A 20491-nucleotide genomic window follows, 5' to 3' on the forward strand; every position below is an offset into this window, starting at 1 on the left:
TGATTCTCAAAGCAACCCTGGGCGCGGCCGTGGTGGTGATCCTCGCCGCGCTGGCCAAGACCAAAAACTATTACATCGCCGGATTGGTGCCGCTGTTTCCGACCTTTGCACTGATTGCTCATTACATCGTCGGCAAGGGCCGTTCGCTGGAGGATTTGAAGACCACCATCGTGTTCGGGATGTGGTCGATCATTCCTTACTTCATCTACCTGGCGACGTTGTATGTCATGGTGGACCGGATGCGGCTCGAGGCTTCGCTCGCTGTGGCGGCGGTGGCCTGGTTGATGGCGGCGGCGGTGTTGGTTTCGGTTTGGGTTCGTCTTCAAGGCTGACTGATGTGATCGGTTTTAGAACCACCCCTCACCCCAGCCCTCTCCCCAGCGGGGAGAGGGGGAAAGGGAGCAGATCTTCATGTGCTTCTAAGCCTGAGTTCGACTCAGACCTTTCACGTCGCAAAATTTCAACTAGGCGCATCGGTCAGTCCCCTCGCCCCCCTGGGGCGGTCCGACGTTTCGGGAGGGTTAGGGTGAGGGGTCGATCTAGAGAGTCGCCAAAGCACCTCACCCGTTGACCGTCCCACCCTTCGCTTCACTCATGATCTGCCGAATCGCCCCGACAAACGTCTCCACTGGCTGCCCGCCCGTGACGGCGTACTGCCCGTTGAAAACAACAGTCGGCACCGAACTCACCCCGCGCGACAGCCACAACTGCTCTTCCTCACGAACTTCCTTGGCAAATTCATCCGACGCCAGTATCGCCTCGGCCCGCTGTCGATCCAGGCCAACGCTTTCGGCGATCTGCGCCAATTGCCCATGGTCGGACGGATTGCCGCCCTCGGTGAAATACAACGTGAACAGCGCCTCTTTCAGATTGAACTGCAACCCTTCCAGCCCCGCCCAGAACAGCAAGCGGTGGGCATCGAAGGTGTTGTAGATCCGACTATTGCCGTCCGTGCGAAACGCAAACCCGACCTCGGCGCCACGCGCGCGGATCATCTCGCGATTCTTCTGGGATTGCTCGGGCGTCGAGCCGTATTTCTCGGTGATGTGTTCGGTGATGTTCTGCCCTTCAGGTCCCATCTTCGGGTTCAGCTCGAACGGCTGGAAACGGATCTCGGCCTGCACCTCGTCGCCCAGCAAATCCAGGGCCCGGGTCAGGCCGTAAAGGCCGACGACGCACCAGGGGCAGGACACGTCGCTGACGAAATCGATTTTCAGGGGGGCACTCATCACACACCTCACAGACTGGAACGCGCCGGAAAGCTCGAACGATATCACCCGAAAGACCGGTGCGCGCAGCTCCCACATTTAATCGGTGGGTTACAGGAGGTTATGTTCGACCACCGGATCAATCTGCGCCCAATGCGAGGTGTCTTCACGGTGGGCCTGCAAGTACGGTAACACCGCCGCCAGCAATGGCGCCTTGAATGCTTCCTGGAATCGATGCGCCAACCCCGGAATCAGCTTCAACTGACTGCCGCGAATATGCGCCGCAAGGTGCACACCGTGCATCACCGGCAGCAACGGATCAGCCGTGCCGTGAACCACCAGCGTCGGAACGCGCAATTGATTGAGCAGCGCCACCCGACTGCGCTCGGCGAGGATCGCCATGATCTGGCGCTTCACGCCCTCTGGGTTGAACGCCCGGTCATAGGACAGCGCCGCCTGATGCAGTAGCGCTTGCCGATCATCGCTCACCGTCGGGCTGCCCAGCGCCGCCAGCAAATCGGCTTGCTGTTCCAGCGCCACTTCGCGATTGGGCGCCCCACGGCGCGACAACAGTTGCACCAACGCCGCACTCGGCGCTGGCAACCCTTCGGCCCCGGAACTGGTCATGATCAGGGTCAGGCTCTCGACCCGCTGTGGCGCCATGGCCGCCATATGCTGGGCAATCATCCCGCCCATGCTCGCGCCCAGCACGTGGAATTGCTCGACGTGCAACGCATCCATCAAGCCAAAGGCATCGTCTGCCATATCGGTCAGGGTGTACGGCGCCGACACCGGCAAACCGAGTTTGTAGCGCAGCACTTCGAACGTCAGGTTGGCATCGACGGGCGCTTGCCGCCAGGTCGAGAGCCCGACATCGCGATTGTCATAACGAATCACCCGAAACCCTTGCTGGCACAGCGCGACCACCACCTCGTCCGGCCAGTGAATCAACTGCCCGCCAAGGCCCATCACCAGCAACAACGCAGGGTCTGACGCACGGCCGATGCTCTGGTACGCCAGGCTCACCTGTGCCAGATCGACCCGCTCGGTCGGAACATTGATATCGCAACGAGACGCCGCCAAGGACGGCAGGCCGAACAACAGCGCGGCCAGGAAAACCGTTGTGGAAAAAAATCGTACACGCATGAAAAACACCGAAACGCAGAACTCCAGTAGAGCGCGAGTCTGATGAAGTTTGTTCAAGCGCGCTGCCACAGTTACGTGACAGTTTGATGAAGAGTGCTGAGCGGTCATTTTCAGGACCGCGTTATCGTTCATCGCGAGCAAGCTCGCTCCCACAGGGTAAGGGTCGATCACAGATTTTGTGTACGGCATCAATCCTGTGGGAGATTCTATGTTGCAGGGCAACCCTGCAACTTCAGGCCGGCTGGTATTCGCTCTGATTTTTCATCAGGGCAAATGCCACCCGACAGAGTTTCCGGGCAAGGGCCACCAATGCCTGGGTTTTCGAGAAGCCTCTTGCCAAATACGACTCGTAAAACGGTTTCCATTTAGCTGAGCGACAGGCTGCCATTGCGGCGTTGTAAGCCAACCGGCGTACTTCCGGATCCCCTTTTTTGCTCAGGTGCCGGGGGCCGTTCTTCTTCCCGGAGTCATCGACCGTAAGGTCCATCCCTAGAAACGCGATGAACGCATCACTATTGGCAAAATCACCGCGCATAAAGGTCGTCGCCAACCCGGTTGCAGTCAGTTCGCCAACACCTTCGATCGCTTTGCAGCGGTCGATATTCTCTTCAATTCCCGCCTCTTTGCTGACCTTGCGCAGCAGTTTCTGAATGGCCTGATCCGCTTGCTTGAAGGCCTTTTGCTGGGCGGCCTGCACTTTCTTCAACAAGGGTTCATTGGCCCAGCTCAGCATCAGGCCAGCATGGTTCTGGATCAGCGTTGCACGTCTGTGGAGCAGGCTTTTCAGCGAGGTGTAGGCCTTGGGTGGCGGGCTCCAGATCCGTAGTCCGTCTTGTTCGTTCGTCAAATAGCGCGCCAGCAGACGGGCATCGCAGGGATCGTTCTTGGCGCGCTGGCCGATGCCGCGGCGATAGTTGCTTACCCGATAAGCATCCACGACATAGACCTGGTGACCCATCGCATGGGCCAGCTCGACAGTGTCCAGGTGGTAGATGTTGGTGGCTTCAACGGCGATAGCGCTTTGGGCGGGCAATGTTTTAAGCCAGCGTTTAAGGGCTGTTCGATCGTTCTTGATGGCGTCAGTGGATTGCAGGTCGGAGCGATAGACAACTATTTCAGCCTTGGCGATATCGATGCCAACAACCGTCTGCGAAGTAAGGATTGTCATGACGAATCCTCGGAGCTAGGGTTTAAGAGCTTGTCGGGGTCTACCGTTGCGCTGGCTTGCCTCTATCGTCGGTTTTACCGATGAATTCCTTATCGGCGCTTTGGGTAGAAAGGGCGGGACGAGAAGTCTCCCACGGTCCGTACTGGCTAGAGTCGGAATCGAGCTTTTAGTCACGCCCACCCCTTCAAGTCTAAACATACAAGCGAGCTTGCTCCGGGCGGCGTTCCGACGATGGCGTCCGCACAGACGCTACATCCGTTAAGCCAATTGACTCCGCAACTGCCGCGCCGCCGCCACCATGTTCACCAACGCCGCCTCAGTCTCCGGCCACGCCCGGGTCTTCAACCCGCAATCCGGGTTCACCCACAACCGCTCCGCCGGAATACGCTTCACCGCTTTGCTCATCAACTTGACCATCTCGGCCGTGTCCGGCACCCGTGGCGAGTGGATGTCGTAGACGCCCGGACCGATGTCGTTCGGGTAGTCGAACGCTTCGAAAGCCTCCAGCAATTCCATGTCCGAACGCGAGGTTTCGATGGTGATCACATCGGCGTCCATCGCCGCGATGGACTGAATCACGTCGTTGAATTCGCTGTAGCACATGTGGGTGTGGATCTGGGTTTCGTCCCGCACACCGGAGGCGCTCAAGCGGAAAGCTTCCACCGCCCAGTCGAGGTATTCCTGCCATTGCGCCCGACGCAGCGGCAAGCCTTCACGGAACGCGGCTTCGTCGATCTGCACGATCTTGATGCCGGCGGTTTCCAGGTCCACCACTTCGTCACGCAGGGCCAGGGCCAACTGCTGCGCCTGGATTTTTCGCGAAACGTCTTCACGCGGGAACGACCACATCAGCATGGTCACGGGACCGGTGAGCATGCCTTTCATGACCTTGTCGGTCAGGCTCTGGGCATAGGTGATCCAGTCGACTGTCATGGCGGTCGGACGGCTGAGGTCGCCGTAGATGATCGCCGGTTTGACGCAGCGCGAACCGTAGCTCTGCACCCAACCGAACCGGGTGAACAGGTAGCCGTCCAGTTGCTCGGCGAAGTACTCGACCATGTCGTTGCGTTCGGCTTCACCGTGTACCAGCACGTCCAGACCCAGGCGTTCCTGGACTTGCACCGCGTGGCGGATTTCGCTGTGCATGGCGTCGGTGTAGTCGTTGGCCGACAGCTTGCCTTGCTTGAAGGCCTGGCGCGCCAGACGGATCGAACCGGTCTGCGGGAACGAGCCGATGGTGGTGGTCGGGAATGCTGGCAGTTTCAACCGCGCACGCTGCTGCTCGATGCGCTTGGCGAACGGCGATTGGCGTTGGCTGTCCTTATCACTGATGGCGTCGATGCGCGCCTGCACCTCGGCTTTGTGGATACGCGGTGACTCGGCGCGGCTGGCCTGAATCGCACGGCTCTCGGCGAGGGCGGCTTGCACCTTGGGCGATTGCGGATCGTTCAGAGCATCGCGCAACACGGCGATTTCTCCGCACTTTTGTACGGCGAAGGCCAGCCAGCTTTTCAGTTCCGGGTCGAGTTTGTCTTCGCGATCCAGATCCACCGGGCTGTGCAGCAGCGAGCAGGAACTGCTGACCCACAGGTTGTCGCCGAAGCGTTCCTGGGCCGGTTGCAGTTGCGCCAGCACTTGCTCCAGTTCGCAGCGCCAGACGTTGCGACCGTTGACCAGGCCCACCGAGAGAATCTTGTAAGTCGGCAGACGGTCCAGCACCTGGCCGAGTTGATCCGGGGCGCGCACAGCGTCGATGTGCAAGCCTTGCACCGGCAGGCTGACCGCCAGGCCGAGGTTGTCTTCCAGGCCGCTGAAGTAGGTCGCCACCAGTTTTTTCAGCGGCGAGTATTGAAGGATGTGGTAAGCGCGCTCGAAAGCGTTTTTCCAGGCCTGTGGCAGGTCGAGGGTCAGGATCGGTTCGTCGATCTGCACCCACTCCACGCCTTGTGCGGCGAGGCGACCGAGGATTTCGCCGTAGATCGGCAGCAGGCGTTCCAGCAGGTCGAGCTTGTCGAAGTCGTTGCCCTTGGCTTTGCCCAGCCACAGGTAAGTCAGTGGACCGATGATCACCGGTTTGACGTTGTGGCCGAGGGCCTTCGCCTCGTCGACTTCGTCGAACAACTGTTCCCAGCTCAGCTTGAACTGCTGGTCAGCGGTGAATTCCGGGACCAGGTAGTGGTAGTTGGTGTCGAACCACTTGGTCAGTTCCTGGGCATATTGCGCTTTGCTGTGTTCGCCGCCGCAGCAGGCAGTCGAGGCGCCACGGGCCATGGCGAACAGGGTGTCGAGGGTCGGCAGGCCGCGCGAGTCCTTGGTGCTGTCGAAACGCTCGGGGATCACACCGAAGGTCAAGGAATGGCTCAGGACCTGGTCGTACCAGGCGAAGTCGCCCACGGGCAGCAGGTCGATGCCGGCGTCTTTCTGCAATTGCCAGTGGGTGGCGCGCAATTGGCGGCCGACGCTTTTCAGCGCGTCTTGATCCAGATCGCCCTTCCAGTAGGATTCGAGGGCTTTTTTCAGTTCGCGGTCAGCGCCGATGCGCGGGAAACCAAGTGTGTGGGCCAGAGCCATGGTGAATTTCTCCCTGTAAAAGATGGTGCTATTGTCGACAGCTAACCCAACATGAGACAAACTCAACCTTTTCGTGTTGATCACAAGTTTTCCTCATGGAGCCCCCCCCGGTGCTTGAAATCCGTCACCTGAAGACCCTGCACGCCTTGCGCGAAGCCGATAGCCTGGTAGATGCGGCCGACCGCCTGCACCTGACGCAGTCGGCCCTGTCCCACCAGTTCAAGGAACTGGAGGAGCGCATGGGCATGCCGCTGTTCGTGCGCAAGACCAAACCGGTGCGTTTCACCAGTGCCGGTTTGCGCCTGCTGCAACTGGCTGACGCGACCTTGCCATTGCTGCGCGGCGCCGAGCGCGATATCGCGCGGCTGGCCGGTGGCACTGCCGGGCGTTTGCACATGGCGATCGAGTGTCACAGTTGCTTTCAGTGGCTGATGCCGACCATCGACCAGTTCCGCGATGCCTGGCCGGAAGTCGAACTGGACCTGGCCTCAGGCTTCTCCTTCGCCCCGCTGCCTGCGCTGGCCCGCGGCGATCTGGATTTGGTGGTGACTTCTGATCCGCTGGAACTCGCCGGGATCACTTACGTGCCGTTGTTCACCTATGAAGCGATGCTCGCGGTCGCCAACCAGCACCGTTTGGCGAGCAAGGCCTACATCGTCCCGGAAGATTTGCTTACCGAAACGCTGATCACCTACCCGGTGGAGCGTGATCGACTGGACATCTTCACCCGTTTCCTGGAGCCGGCCGATATCGAACCGGCGCAGGTCCGCACCTCGGAACTGACGGTGATGATGATGCAATTGGTGGCCAGCGGCCGCGGTGTGTGTGGCATGCCCCATTGGGCGCTGCATGAATACAGCTCACGGGGTTATGTGAAGGCCAAGCGGCTGGGTGAGAAAGGTTTGTTTGCGACGCTGTACGCCGGGATTCGCGCCGACATGCTGGATGCGCCATACATGCGCGATTTCTTGCTGACGGCCAAGGACACGTCGTTCTCGACACTCGACGGCGTCAGCGCCGTCCGTTAGTACACCACAACACCTGTAGGAGTGAGCCTGCTCGCGATGACGGTCTGACATTCAACATTTGTATGGACTGACACACCGCTATCGCGAGCAGGCTCACTCCTACAGGGGATTTTCGTGATCCTTAGATCTCGCGCCACATGTGGATTTTGTCGAAGTAGTCCTCGCCCACCCGTACCGCCAAAGGTTCGAGACCAAACTGGATGAAGCCGCAACGCTGATACAGGTTTAACGCGGCCTCATTACCAGCGGTGACGGTCAGCTGGATCAACTTCAGACCTTTATGGTTCTGCGCTTCAGCCAGGGCGGCCTGCACCAGGTGATAACCGATCCCGCGTTGCCGGACTTTGCCGGACACGTACATGCCAAACAATGTCGCCTTGTGCCGGGCCTTTTCCCGAGGCTCGAAGGCCAGGCCGACGATGCCCGCCAACTCCCCGCCTTCGAACGCACCGAACACCACGTCCAGCTTGCTGGTCAGGCGTGATTCCCACCAACTCAACGGCATCACGGCGCGTTCGCGCACGCTGGAGGTAAACGCCTGGGGATGCAGGTCATAGGCTTCGAGCATCAGCGCCCGATAATCCAGAGCATGACTGGCATCAAGCCGTTCAATCCACATGTTCAAGCCATCCGTCGTTGTTCCAGCATCAGTCGCACCGCCAGCGCCGACAGCACGAACCCCATGAAATAGCGCTGCACCGCCAGCCAGGACGGGTTGTTGACGAACCAGGAGGCGATACCCGCGGCGAACAGCGCGATCAGCAGATTGACGCTGAAACTGACGCTGATCTGGGTCAGGCCCAGCGTGATGCTTTGAGTGAACACCGAGCCATGCTCAGGTGTGATGAACTGCGGAAACACCGACAAATAAAACACAGCGATCTTCGGGTTCAGGGCGCTGGTCAGAAAGCCCATGGTGATCAGTTTGCGCGACGAGTCCGGTGGCAACTGCTGCGCCTCAAAGGGTGAACGCGCACCCGGTTTGACGGCTTGCCAGGCCAACCACATCAGGTACAGCGCGCCAGCCCACTTCAGCACTTCGTAGGCCATCGGCACCGCCAGAAACACCGCGGTCAAACCGGCAGCGGCCGCGAACAGGTGCACGAAAAACCCCGCGACCACACCAAGCAACGAAGTCACACCGGCCTTGCGCCCCTGGCAGATCGAACGGGAGATCAGGTAAATCATGTTCGGCCCCGGCGTCAGCACCATCAGCAATGCGGCAGCGGCGAAAATCAGCAAGTCTTGAAGCGGGATCATGGGCAGTCCTTTAGTCCAGAGATGATCAAGCGATTGCGGTTAAGGAGGCTCGATAAAACGGCAGGATCAGGTCCCGTGTCAATGGCGCCAGCGTGACATTGCCGTCGGTGGCCGGGTCGATCCAGCGCACTTCTTCGATCTCCGCCGCAGGCGATACGTCAGAATCGATGGTCATCTGAAAGAGTTCGGCCTGGACGACAAAACCGGGCTCGTTGGCCGCCGGCGCCGAGAATTTCCCGAGATATGTGGCGTGTGCCGGATCGATGACCAGGCCCAATTCCTCTTCCAGTTCACGGGCCAGCGCGTGGACCGGTTGCTCATGGGCTTCAATCTTGCCCCCCGGCTGCATGAACGCCTCGGTACCGCGCTTGCGGACCAACAACGTGCGGCCATCCGGGCCGATCAACAGGGCAGCGGCGATGCGAATGAGTCGGGGCGAAACAGCGGATGACAGCGTCATGGATCAGGATCGTCCTTGGAAAAAGGCGCAAGGATCACATGAGTCTCGGCGCCTCGTCACGCCGAAAAAAGCATCTGCCGAGCCCTCTGTGGGAGCGAGCCTGCTCGCGATGAAGATAACGCGGTTTTTCAGGTACACCGCATCATCGTTCATCGCGAGCAGGCTCACTCCCACATTGGACTAGTACGGCGCCTAGACCTCACTCGCCTCGAGAACCGCAACGTCTTCCGGCACCTTCACGAAAATGCTGTATTTCGCGCCTTCCATGGCTTCGAAGGCGATCAACTTGTCCACCAGCGGCCCATTCAACACCTTGCCGGCATTGAGCAGCAGCATGCCGTTGTCGGCATTGAGGTTGCGCGCCAGGATCATGCCCGCCGTCACTTCCCGTGTGGTCATCACCTTGACCGACGGATCGGCCAACGAGACATCGCTCTGGTACGCGGCACAGACCTGGATGAAATCCTCCACCAGTTCGGGATCGTAGAGCCGCCCGGCATAGCTGCGAATGTAGACCAGCGCTTCATCGCTGTTCATTTGCCGCTCGAGGATCAGCCCGCGCTGCAACTCGATGAAATCCACCGCGAGTTTCAACAGTCGCGAACCGAACGGAATCGCCTCGCCCTTGAGCCGGTCGGGGAAGCCGTTGCCGTCCCAGCGCTCCTGATGATAAAGAATCAGACGGGCGGCGTCCTTCATCGGGTCGAGGGTCATCAACAGCGATTCGCTCTGCTTGGGATAACCGCGATAGCGTTCCCGATCACTGTGGTGCAGCAGGTCCGCGGGCGCGGTCATCATGCTGTCGGTCCAGCTCAGCTTGCCGATGTTGTAGAGCGCCGCGGCCATGGCCAGGTCGCGACTGGTGCCCTCGTCCAGGCCATGAAGTTTGCAGTAGACCCGCACCAGTTCGATGATCTGGCGGTTGGTCTGTTTGGACGGCGGCAGGCGCAGGTTGGCCAGCAGCGAGAACACTTCGGTGCCGGTGACATAGCTGTGCTTGAGCTCTTCGTAGGCCAGGTCGAGCATGTCGGCGGTCTGCTGGAGTTCGGCAGTGCGGGCGGCGACGTGTTTTTCCAGGGTGACGTTGAGCGACTTCAACTGGTCGTTCTGCAGCCGGGTCAATTGCTCCAGGCGCTGGCGTTCGCGCTCGGAATATTGATGAGCCAAGGCCTGGCGCAAGGTCAGGAGCATTTCCTCGTCGTTCCAGGGTTTGCTGATGTAGCGGTGAATCTGCCCTTCGTTGATCGCTTTGATGATCGTCGGCATGTCCGCGTAGCCGGTGAGCAGAATCCGGGTGGTCGTCGGGTACAACTGATGGATACGGGCCAGCAGCGTGGCGCCGTCCATGTTGGGCATGCGTGCGTCGGTCATCACCAGGTCAATGGAGTGTTGTTCCATGATCTCCAGCGCCTGGGCACCACTGGTGGCCAGCAGCAACTCGTAGGGCTGGCCGCGTAACAGGCGACGCAGGCTGTTGAGGATTGACTCCTCGTCATCGACCAGCAGCACCTTGGGTTTATCGTTCAAAGTCGTGGGGAGTTGCTCTTCCATGGCGTCACCTCAAGTGAAACGGGCACATCGTTATGACAGGATCCGGCAAACATCCCCTATTGCCGGAGCCTGACCTACAGGCTAGATGATTTTCAGCCCGGCAACAGAAATGATTCAGCTCATTCAGTTGCACGAAGTTCTGGACAGACGACTATGCTCAGCTGACTCGGATCCATAATCTGTACGTTCGGCCAGGTGATCAGGGAAAGGATGCCCCCTATGACTAAACCGCATCAAACCACTGCCGGTACTGGCGTATGTCGATAAATACGCTGCTGGCACGGACCAACCGGCGGATTCTTATCGTCGACGACACCGCTTCTATTCATGCGGACTTCGCCAAGATCCTCAGCCCGCCATCGATTGATGACGACAGCCTGATCAGCGCCGAAAACGCCCTGTTCGGAACCCCTGCGGCGCTATCGCTGCAAAGCTTCGTGCTCGACTCGGCGTTTCAGGGCCTCGAAGCCCTGGGCAAGGTCGAGACGGCGCTGGCCAACGACATGCCCTATGCAATGGCTTTCATCGACATGCGCATGCCGCCGGGCTGGGACGGGCTGGAAACCATCGAACGGCTGTGGCAGGTCGATCCCAAGCTGCAAGTGGCGCTGTGCACCGCTTATTCCGACTATTCCTGGGAAGACATCGACGAACGCCTGGAACTGGGCGATCGCCTGCTGATTCTGAAAAAACCCTTCGATGCCATCGAAATCCGCCAGATGGCCAGCGCATTGACGGCCAAGTGGCAAATGACCGAAGACGCAGAGCTGAAGATGTCGCTGCTCGAACAGGCGGTCGAAGAGCGCACCCGCGAGCTGTCCGACGCCAACATCATCGTGCAGAACAGCCCCACCATTCTGTATCGGTTGCGCGGCGAGCCGTCGTTTCCGTTGATGTATATCTCGCACAACATCACCAAATACGGTCATGTCGCGGCGAAACTGGTCGCCTCGGCCAACTGGGCCCAGGAACTGGTCCATCCCGATGATCAAACCAAGGTCGACACCGCCATGGCCCGGGTGCTGGACCGTCATGCGGCGGGCGCTTCCATCGAATTCCGCATGCGCACAGGCGAAGGAGCCTGGCGCTGGGTCGAAAACCGCTACATCCCGGTGCGCGACGATGAAGGCCGTTTGCTGGAAGTCGAAGGCATCATCATCGACATCACTGAACGCAAAATTGCCGAGGAGAAAATTGCCCTGCTCGCCCGCACCGACGGGCTGACCGGGCTGGCCAACCGTGCGACGCTGATCGAGCGGCTGCACCAGGCGTTCGCCTCTGCGCGTCGGGGGGCGGCACCGTTCGCCATGTTTTACCTGGACCTGGATCACTTCAAACGCATCAACGATACCCTCGGCCATCCGGTGGGCGACCTGTTGCTGCAAGAGGTTGCACGCCGGATCAAGGCCTGCGTACGCGAAAACGATGTGGTTGCCCGCCTCGGCGGTGACGAGTTCGCGATCTTGCAACTGGACGTCAGTGACCCGACCCAATCCGCGGCCCTGGCCGCCAAGATCCGCGATACGTTGGTACTGCCCTACTCCCTGGCCGGCAATGATGTGCGGGTCTCGGTGAGTATCGGCATCAGCAGCTGCACCCCCGAAAGCATCAGCGCCGACGGCCTGCTGACCCAGGCCGACATGGCGCTGTATCGCTCCAAGGAAAAGGGTCGCAACCAGTACCACTTCCACTCAGAGGAGATCAATCAGGAGATGGTCGAACGCATGGCCATCGCCAGCGACTTGAGAGCGGCCATCGAACACGAAGAACTTGAACTGCATTATTGGCCGGAAGTGGACCTGAGCAGCGGCAAAATCCTCGGCATGGAAGCGCAAGTCACCTGGAACCACCCTGAACGCGGTCTGCTGGACGCCTCGACGTTCCTGCCCGCTGCGGAGAAGACCGGCACCATCGTCGCGCTCGGTCACTGGGTGCTGGATCGCGCCTGTCAGCAAATGCGTCAATGGCGCGATGAGGGAATGGCGCCGCCGGTGATTGCGATCAAGCTGTCCCTGGCCCAACTCAAGAGTGGTCCCGAACTGATCTATGACGTGCTGCGCACCACCGCGCGCTGGGAGCTCTGCCCCTGGGACCTGCGCTTCGACGTCACTGAAGCGACGCTGGCCCAGACTAAATGGACCCACAACGATGTGTTGCCGCGCCTGCGTGAACTGGGCGTGAAGATCGCCATCGACGACTTCGGCACCGAGTACTCCTCGTTCGACTACCTCAAGACCTACCAGGTCAATCACCTGAAACTCGCGCAGGCCTTCATCGACAACGCCGCCCGCGATCCGGCCAGCGCGAACACCTTGCGCGCCATCATCAACTTCGCCCGTGACGTCGGGATCGGCATCATTGCCGAGGGCGTCGAAACCCAGGAGCAGCGCAGCTCGCTGATGGCCACCGGTTCACCGATGAACGCCCAGGGTTACTTCTTCAGCAAAGCGGTCAGCAGCCAGCAGGCTGCCGAGCTGCTGAAAGCCGGCAGCATCGTGCCCCCGAACCACGACATCGGGCCGATCCGGAACAACCCGCCACGCTTCACGGAGGACAAAGGATGAAAACGCCTTTCGTGCGGACCAACCGGCGCATCCTGATCGTCGATGACACGCCTTCGATCCATGAGGATTTTCGCAAGATCCTCGGCCCTGAGATTGAAGGTGAACAGACCCTGGCCGGTGCTGAAGAGGCCCTGTTCGGCACCGTGCAGCTAGATCGGCTGACGTTCCAGCTCGACTCGGCCTACCAGGGCGAGGAAGCCCTCGAACTGGTCACTCGCGCACTGGCCGAAGGCCGTCCCTATGCCATGGCGTTCACCGACATGCGCATGCCACCAGGCTGGGACGGCCTGGAAACCATCGAACAACTGTGGAAAGCCGATCCTCACCTGCAAATCGCGTTGTGCACGGCCTATTCCGATTACACCTGGGAAGACATGGCCGAACGGCTGGAATTCGGCGACCAGTTGCTGGTGCTGAAAAAACCCTTCGACAGCCTGGAAATCCGCCAGATGGCCAGTGCCCTGACCTGGAAATGGCAGATGGCGCAGGACGCGGCGATGAAGGTCCTGAGCCTGGAGCAAACCATCGAGGCGCGGGTCCACGAATTGCTCAAGGTGTCGCACCTGTTGCAGTACGACGTGCTGACAGAGCTGCCCAACAGCACGTTGCTCGGTGACCGGTTGAACCAGTCCCTGGCCCTGTCCCGTCGCCATGACAAGCAACTGGCCGTGATGTTTCTGGGCCTCGATCGCTTCAAGCGCATCAACAATGCCCTGGGGCATCCGGCCGGTGATGAAATGCTTAAACAGGTCGGCCGCAGTCTGGTGGCGACGGTGCGCGAGTCCGACTCGGTGTTTCGCTATGGCGCTGACGAATTCGTAGTGATCCTCGCCGATGTCCGCCACCCTCAGCAGACCAAGGGCATCGCCGAAAAACTCTTGAGTGCCATCCGCGCGCCCCAGCACATTGCCGGTCACGACTTGTGTGTGACCGCCAGCCTGGGAATCAGCATCTATCCCGACGATGGCTTCGATGCGATCTCGCTGATCAAAAAAGCCGAAACCGCGATGCGCAACGTCAAGGAAAGCGGCCCGAACGATTTCAGGTTTTTCATCGACGACATGAACCAGCGCGCCCGGGATCAGCAAAGCATCGAGACCGGCATTCGCCTGGCGCTGGAGCGCAACGAATTTGTCCTGCATTACCAACCCAAACTGGACCTGGGCAGCGGCCAGGTGGTCGGTGCCGAGGCACTGATCCGCTGGCAAAAACCGGGGCACGGCCTGGTCTACCCCTCGGATTTCATCAGTGTGGCCGAAGACAGCGGCTTGATCGTGCCGCTGAGCAAATGGGTACTGGCCGAGGCGTGCCGACAAGCCTGCGCCTGGCAGGCCGCGGGGCTGCCGAAGATCTGTATGTCGGTGAATATGTCGGCCATTGATTTCCGTCAGCGGGACTTTGTCGACGGCATCGAACAGACACTCAAAAAAACAGGGATGGAACCGGCCTTGCTGGAGCTGGAAATCACCGAAGGCGTGCTGATGCAAAACGTCGACACCACGGTGAACGCCCTGACCCGGCTCAAGGTGATAGGCGTGCGACTGGCCATCGATGACTTCGGTACCGGATATTCCAGCCTGAGCTACTTGCGGCGTTTTCCCATCGACGTGCTGAAAATCGACCAGTCGTTCATTCGCGGTTTAAGCAGCGACAGCAACGACGCCGCGCTGGTCAGCGCCATTATCAGCCTGGGCCGGAGCCTCAAGCTGACCATCATTGCCGAAGGGGTGGAAACCCTCGAACAACTGGATTTCCTCAAGGCCCATCAATGCGAGGAAGGCCAGGGTTTCTACTTCAGCAAAGCCGTGGAGCCGGACGCCTTCGTCCGGTATCTGGGGTCGGTGAAGCCCTCTTCATCCGCAGCTACGTGAACGATGCACAACGACACACAGGCCCCATGCCAAGGAATCATCAGATGTCGCCTTCCTTTCCCCGTCTGCTATTGGCGCTGCTGTTCGGACTCTGCCTGAGCGCCGGCGCCGCGCCGCTGAATGAAGCGCTCAAACCACTGCCGGCAGTGCCCCAGCAGAATCCGCTGCAGGTCGAACTCGGGCGCCAGTTGTTCAATGAACCGCGCTTGTCGGTCGACAGCTCACTGTCCTGCGCCAGTTGCCATCGACTGGAAAACGGCGGCGCCGACAACAAGGCGTTTTCCATTGGTTTCGCCGGCCTTCCGTTGACGATCAACACCCCCAGCGTGTTCAACGCCAGCCTGAACTTCCGGCAATTCTGGAACGGCCGCGCCGACACCCTGGAAACCCAGATCCACGGCGTGGTGCAAAGCCCCAGTGAAATGGGCAGTAACTGGGAGCATGTGGTGCAGATGCTGAGCGCCGATCCGGCTTATCGGACCTCGTTCGCCAACGCCTACCCGGACGGCGTGACCATGAATAATGTGCAGAATGCCCTGGCCACCTATGAACGCACGCTGATCAGCGCCAACTCGCGTTTCGATCAATACCTGCAAGGCGATACCGACATTCTCACCCTCGACGAGAAATACGGTTACCAACGCTTCAAGGACTACGGCTGCATCGCCTGCCATCAGGGCGTCAACATCGGCGGCAACATGTTCCAGAAGTTCGGGGTCATGGGCGACTACTTCAAGACTCGGGGCAACCCCACCGAAGCCGACCTGGGCCGCTATCTGGTCACCAAAGACGAAGAGGACCGCAACGTGTTCAAGGTTCCGAGCCTGCGCAACGTCGCCGTGACCGCTCCGTATTTCCACGATGGTTCGGCCAAAACCCTCGAAGAGGCGGTGGATGTGATGTTCAAGTTCCAGCTCGGTCGTATTCCCTCTGCCGATGACAAGACGCTGATCATCAAATTCCTCAAGACCCTGACCGGTGAATGGGGAGGCAAGCCCTTATGAAAACGTCTAACCGTCGCAACCTGGCGTTGCTCGGCGTCGTGGCCCTGATGCTGGCTTCAGTGCTGCTGTTTCTGTACCTCAAATCCAGCTCGAACCAGACGACGACCTACACCGAATCCCGGGACTTGATCGGCCGGATCAAGCAGTTGAACGCACAATGGGAAACCGAGATCCTCAAGGCCAGGGTCGCCATCAGTCACAACTACGATCCGTTGGTCACACCGCTGACCGAGATAACGAACCTGTGGGAGCGGTTCGATACCATGGAGTCGAACCACGGCCGCAACGACTCGCCCATCTGGCGCGCCAGCCATGAAGCGTACCTGACTGCCATTCAGGAAAAGACCCGCTTGGTGGAGCAGTTCAAGTCTCACAACGCCGTGCTGCGCAACTCACTGGCGTTCCTGCCCACCGCCGAGGACGACATTCAGGAACAGCTGTCCCGGTTGGTGGACGAGGACCAACTGCAACTTCAGAACATTGCCACCGACACGTATGACTTGCTGCTCAGCAGCCTGGAGTTCGCCCAGGTCACTTCCGATGACAAGGCCGCCGACATCCTGGTCGGGCTGAACAAACTGGGGGTGAACAAACAGCGTCTACCTGAACAGTTCCACAGAACGATCGATATCATGAGCAACCACATCGCGCTGATCCTGCGCGAACAACCTGTGGTCAATCGGTTACTGGAAAACATCGAAGCCGTTCCCGTGGCCGAACGCCTGGACGACATTACCAACCTGCTGAACACCGACCAGCAGCGGACCGACGCGATCGATCAGCGTTATCACTTCTACATGCTGGTGTTTTCCGTACTGTTGGTGCTGTTGCTGGTTTACCTGGCGATTCACCTGATGCGCAGTTTCACCGTGATCAATCGCGTCAACAAAGCCCTGCAAACCGCCAATGAGGACCTCGAACTGCGCGTTGAAGAGCGCACCCGCGAACTCAAGGATACCCAGAGCGAACTGCTCGACACCGCGCGCCAGGCCGGCATGGCCGAGATCGCCACCAATGTGCTGCACAACGTCGGCAACGTGCTCAACAGCGTGAACATTTCGGCCGACCTGGTGACCCGCAAACTGCGCGCCAGCAAAGCGCAGGGCCTGGGCAAGGCCATGCAGCTGATCAACGAACACCCAGGCGACCTCGGCACCTTTCTGACCGAGGACCCAAAAGGCAAGTTGCTACCGGGCTACCTGAATCAACTGGTGGACGCGATAGCCCTGGAACAACAAGGCATGACCGACGAACTGTCCCAACTGACCAAAAGCGTGGACCACATCAAGGACATCGTCGCCACCCAGCAATCCTACGCGGGCGCCAACAGCCTGATGGAACCGCTGCACATCAGCGAATTGCTGGAGGACGCCCTGCGCATGAACTCCGGCGCCCTGACCCGACACCACGTCACGGTGGTCAAGGAGTACAGCGACGTGCCGCGAGTCATGGGGGACAAGCACCGGTTGCTGCTGATCCTGATCAACCTGATCAGCAACGCCAAATACGCCATGTCCGACCTCAGCAATCGCCCGCGACAAATGACCCTGGGGGTGAAAATCGTCGAAGACAAGACCCTGCAAGTCAGCGTCAAGGACGACGGCGAAGGCATCGCCGAGGAAAACATGACGCGCATCTTTGCCCACGGGTTTACCACCCGCAAGGAAGGCCATGGCTTCGGCCTGCACAGCTGCGCCCTGGCCGCCATCGAAATGAACGGCCACCTCACCGCCCATAGCGACGGACCGGGCAAAGGCGCGCTGTTCACGTTGCAGATCCCGCTGAAAACCGTACCGGAGGAAGCATGAGCAAACCTTCGAACCGACGCATTCTGCTGATCGATGACACCCCGTCCATTCACGTGGATTTCCGCAAGATTCTCACCCCCATGCCGGAGCAGACCGTCGAACTGGACGAGATGGAGGCCGCGCTGTTTGGCAACGAAGTGAAATCAACCACTGCGCTGTTCGAGCTGGACTCGGCCTATGGCGGCCAGGAAGGCCTGGGCAAACTGAACGAAGCCATGCAGGAACAACGCCCCTACGCCCTGGCCTTCGTCGACATGCGCATGCCCGAGGGCTGGGACGGTGCGCAGACCATCGAACATTTGTGGCAGGCCGACCCGCGCCTGCAAGTGGTGGTGTGCACCGCCTATTCCGACTATTCCTGGGATGAACTGCTCGATCGATTGAAGGCCCATGATCGACTGTTGATCCTGAAAAAGCCGTTCGACAACATTGAAGTCCAGCAAATGGCCAACACCTTGCTGACCAAATGGGACATGACCGAACGGGCCAGCGTGCAGATGGACCATTTAGGGCAGATGGTCGAACGCCGAACCCGGCAGTTCACCGAGGCCAGCGTTGAGTTGCAGCGGGAAATCGACGAGCGCAAACAGCTTGAAACCCAATTGGTGCAATCGGAAAAACTCGCGTCATTGGGGCAACTCGCGGCGGGCGTCGCTCATGAAATCAACAACCCCATCGGCTTCATTTCCTCCAACCTCGGCACTCTGGATGGCTACTTCAAACAGCTGCAGGAAATGCTCGACGCCTATCGGGATGCGGAAGAGGCAATCGGTTCCAGCGAGCTCGTAGAGCGTTTGAACCAACTGCGCGAACGGGTCGAGCTGGAGTTCCTGCGCGAGGACATTCCGCTGCTGATCAAGGAATCCAAGGACGGCATCAACCGGGTCGGGCAGATCGTCAAGGACCTGAAGGACTTCTCCCGGGTGGACTCCAATCAGGAATGGCAGTGGGCCAATCTGCAACAGGGCATCGAATCGACCTTGAACATTGTCGCCAACGAACTCAAGTACAAGGCCGATGTGCTCAAGGAATATCAGATCCTGCCCGACATCGAATGCCTGCCTTCGCAAATCAATCAGGTGATCATGAACCTGATCGTCAACGCTTCTCAGGCCATCGGCCCGGAGCGCGGCACCATCACCTTACGCACCGGGCTTGAAGCGGAAACGGTGTGGATCGAAGTCGCAGACACCGGCGCCGGCATTGCGCCGGACTGCCTGCAGAAAATCTTCGACCCGTTCTTCACCACCAAACCGGTGGGCCAGGGGACGGGACTGGGGTTGTCCCTGTCCTATGGCATCGTGAAAAAACACCGGGGGGATATTACGGTGCGCAGTGAAGTTGGCGTGGGGACGACATTCAGGGTTGAGCTACCGATGCGCCAAACAAAACCATCCGCCTGAACACCATTCGCCCATCAGGCAATTATGTGGCTTCCTGGAAATCCATCTCCGGTGGTTGGCGACGGAAGCCACTGGTCAGCACCGCCAGGTACACCACGCCAATCGCCAGCCAGCTCAGGCCCAGATAGATCGCCAGGTGATCGAGGCTGACCATCAGCCACAAATCCGCCGCCAGGCCGATAAACGGGAACAGCAGGAACAACACGAATTCACGCAGCCCTTTGTTCTCACCGCCAATCCAGTAGTGAAAGATCACCGACAGGTTCACCAGGCTGAACGCCAGGAACGCGCCGAAGTTGATGAACGAGGTTGAGGTGGTGACGTCCAGTTTCAGTGCCAGCAACGCGACCACGGCGCACAACAGGATGCTGTTGACCGGCGTGCCAAAGCGTTCATGCAAAGTGCCGAAGAACGATTTTGGCAGCACACCGTCACGGCCCATGGCGAACAACAGTCGCGAGCCGCTGGCCTGCGCCGACAGGCCCGACGCAAACTGGCCGACGATCAGGCCAATCAGGAAGATCGACACGAACAGGTCACCACCAATGTTGCGGGCAATTTCATAAGCCGCCGAGTCGACGCTGTCGAACTGGAACGACGGGTGCGCGATCTGTACGAAGTACGACACACCGACAAAGATCAGCCCGCCAATCAGAGTGATCAGCATGATCGCTCGCGGGATGGTGCGGCGCGGGTCGCGGGTTTCTTCGGTCAGGGTGCTGACCGCGTCAAACCCGAGGAATGAATAACAGGCGATGGCTGCACCGCTCATGATCAGCGGCATCTGCATGTCACCGTTGAAGAACGGTTTGACCGACCACAACGGCGTGCTCGCATCGCCGCCGACGTAATGAACACACAGCGCAACGAAGGCGATCAGCACCAGGAACTGCACCAGCATCAGTAACGCGTTGATGCCGTTGGCCAGTTTCAGACCGACGATGTTGATCGCACTGGTGATGCCGATGAACGCCAGCACCCAGATCCACTGCGGCACGGCCGGGAACGCGGAGTTGAGGTAGGCCGCGCCGATCAGCCAGATCGCCATCGGCAGGAACAGGTAGTCGAGCAGCACGGCCCAACCGGCGATGAAACCGAGTTTCGGGCTGATCGCCTTGCGGACATAGCTATAGGCCGAGCCCGCGACGGGAAACGCCGAGGCCATTCGGCCGTAACTCATGGCGGTGAAAAACATCGCCACCAGCGCCGCCAGGTAAGCGGCCGGGACCATGCCGGCGGTGGATTGAGCGAGGATGCCAAAGGTGCCGAGCACGATGATCGGCGTCATGTAGGCGATGCCGAACAGCACCACCGAACCCAATGACAGGGTGCGTTGCAAACGAGCCATGAGCGACTACTCCGAATTTATTAGATTTATGGCAGAGCCGAGTTCGGCGCTAAATTTCGGGTGTTTCGTTGTTGTAATTGGGTGAACTATTAAACAGGTGT

General features: G+C 59.6%; 15 protein-coding genes and 2 pseudogenes. 8 read left to right on the plus strand and 9 right to left on the minus strand.

The genetic code is table 11. The features are described from left to right. The first annotated feature begins 2 nt into the window (after positions 1–2). Complete coding sequence (locus ABH912_RS14500) at positions 3–332, plus strand: GlpM family protein (protein ID WP_197281743.1); 330 nt, start codon at positions 3–5, stop codon at positions 330–332. Between the two features lie 228 nt (positions 333–560). Here the strand turns inward: ABH912_RS14500 and ABH912_RS14505 are convergent, their stop codons facing one another. From ABH912_RS14505 to metE, 4 genes and pseudogenes are all read right to left on the minus strand, one after another. Beyond that, positions 561–1229, minus strand: coding sequence for a DsbA family oxidoreductase (locus ABH912_RS14505; protein ID WP_033057450.1), 669 nt, complete (start codon positions 1227–1229; stop codon positions 561–563). Between the two features lie 90 nt (positions 1230–1319). Then, the gene (locus ABH912_RS14510; protein ID WP_033057448.1) at positions 1320–2354 is read right to left on the minus strand and encodes an alpha/beta fold hydrolase; all 1035 of its coding nucleotides are present in this window, start codon (positions 2352–2354) and stop codon (positions 1320–1322) included. Positions 2355–2560: 206 nt separating this feature from the next. Then, positions 2561–3522 (minus strand): annotated as a pseudogene (locus ABH912_RS14515) (IS110 family transposase). Between the two features lie 258 nt (positions 3523–3780). Then, positions 3781–6093 (minus strand): 5-methyltetrahydropteroyltriglutamate--homocysteine S-methyltransferase, encoded by a 2313-nt coding sequence (gene metE / locus ABH912_RS14520; protein ID WP_429510972.1) that lies wholly within the window; start codon positions 6091–6093, stop codon positions 3781–3783. A 110-nt stretch (positions 6094–6203) separates the two neighbouring features. Here metE and metR point away from each other — a divergent pair, with 110 nt between their 5' ends. After that, positions 6204–7121, plus strand: a complete 918-nt coding sequence (gene metR / locus ABH912_RS14525; RefSeq protein WP_008155262.1) for a transcriptional regulator MetR — start codon at positions 6204–6206, stop codon at positions 7119–7121. A gap of 121 nt (positions 7122–7242) precedes the next feature. Here metR and ABH912_RS14530 read toward each other — a convergent pair whose 3' ends face one another. The 4 genes from ABH912_RS14530 to ABH912_RS14545 form a co-directional block, all read right to left on the minus strand. Next, positions 7243–7740, minus strand: coding sequence for a GNAT family N-acetyltransferase (locus ABH912_RS14530; RefSeq protein WP_429510973.1), 498 nt, complete (start codon positions 7738–7740; stop codon positions 7243–7245). Positions 7741–7742: 2 nt separating this feature from the next. Beyond that, positions 7743–8381 carry a LysE family translocator gene (locus ABH912_RS14535; RefSeq protein WP_033057445.1) on the minus strand — a complete coding sequence of 213 codons (639 nt, stop codon included), beginning with the start codon at positions 8379–8381 and terminating at the stop codon, positions 7743–7745. A gap of 25 nt (positions 8382–8406) precedes the next feature. Next, on the minus strand, positions 8407–8841 hold the full coding sequence (locus tag ABH912_RS14540; RefSeq protein WP_429510974.1) for an NUDIX hydrolase: 435 nt from the start codon (positions 8839–8841) through the stop codon (positions 8407–8409). A 192-nt stretch (positions 8842–9033) separates the two neighbouring features. After that, positions 9034–10392 (minus strand): HD domain-containing phosphohydrolase, encoded by a 1359-nt coding sequence (locus tag ABH912_RS14545; protein WP_033057441.1) that lies wholly within the window; start codon positions 10390–10392, stop codon positions 9034–9036. Between the two features lie 257 nt (positions 10393–10649). Between ABH912_RS14545 and ABH912_RS14550 the strand changes: the two genes are divergently transcribed. The 6 genes and pseudogenes from ABH912_RS14550 (at position 10650) to ABH912_RS14575 (ending at position 19042) form a co-directional block, all read left to right on the plus strand. Further along, entirely contained in the window at positions 10650–12956 is a 2307-nt protein-coding gene (locus ABH912_RS14550; protein WP_429510975.1) for a putative bifunctional diguanylate cyclase/phosphodiesterase, read from the plus strand. Next, positions 12953–14827, plus strand: a complete 1875-nt coding sequence (locus ABH912_RS14555; RefSeq protein ID WP_429510976.1) for a putative bifunctional diguanylate cyclase/phosphodiesterase — start codon at positions 12953–12955, stop codon at positions 14825–14827. The genes ABH912_RS14550 and ABH912_RS14555 overlap by 4 nt, the downstream gene beginning before the upstream one ends. A 44-nt stretch (positions 14828–14871) precedes the next feature. Continuing rightward, complete coding sequence (locus ABH912_RS14560) at positions 14872–15831, plus strand: cytochrome-c peroxidase (protein ID WP_033057438.1); 960 nt, start codon at positions 14872–14874, stop codon at positions 15829–15831. After that, complete coding sequence (locus ABH912_RS14565; protein ID WP_033057437.1) at positions 15828–17639, plus strand: DAHL domain-containing protein; 1812 nt, start codon at positions 15828–15830, stop codon at positions 17637–17639. Before ABH912_RS14560 ends, ABH912_RS14565 begins: the two co-directional genes overlap by 4 nt. A 590-nt stretch (positions 17640–18229) precedes the next feature. Then, positions 18230–18316, plus strand: a pseudogene (locus ABH912_RS14570) (hypothetical protein); the annotation flags it as partial. Between the two features lie 57 nt (positions 18317–18373). Next, positions 18374–19042, plus strand: coding sequence for an ATP-binding protein (locus ABH912_RS14575; RefSeq protein WP_419866191.1), 669 nt, complete (start codon positions 18374–18376; stop codon positions 19040–19042). A gap of 22 nt (positions 19043–19064) precedes the next feature. Here ABH912_RS14575 and ABH912_RS14580 read toward each other — a convergent pair whose 3' ends face one another. Continuing rightward, complete coding sequence (locus ABH912_RS14580; protein ID WP_033057435.1) at positions 19065–20390, minus strand: APC family permease; 1326 nt, start codon at positions 20388–20390, stop codon at positions 19065–19067. Between the last annotated feature and the right edge of the window lie 101 nt (positions 20391–20491).

Source organism: Pseudomonas sp. BT76 TE3572 (assembly GCF_050435365.1).
Lineage (GTDB): Bacteria > Pseudomonadota > Gammaproteobacteria > Pseudomonadales > Pseudomonadaceae > Aquipseudomonas > Aquipseudomonas fluorescens_W.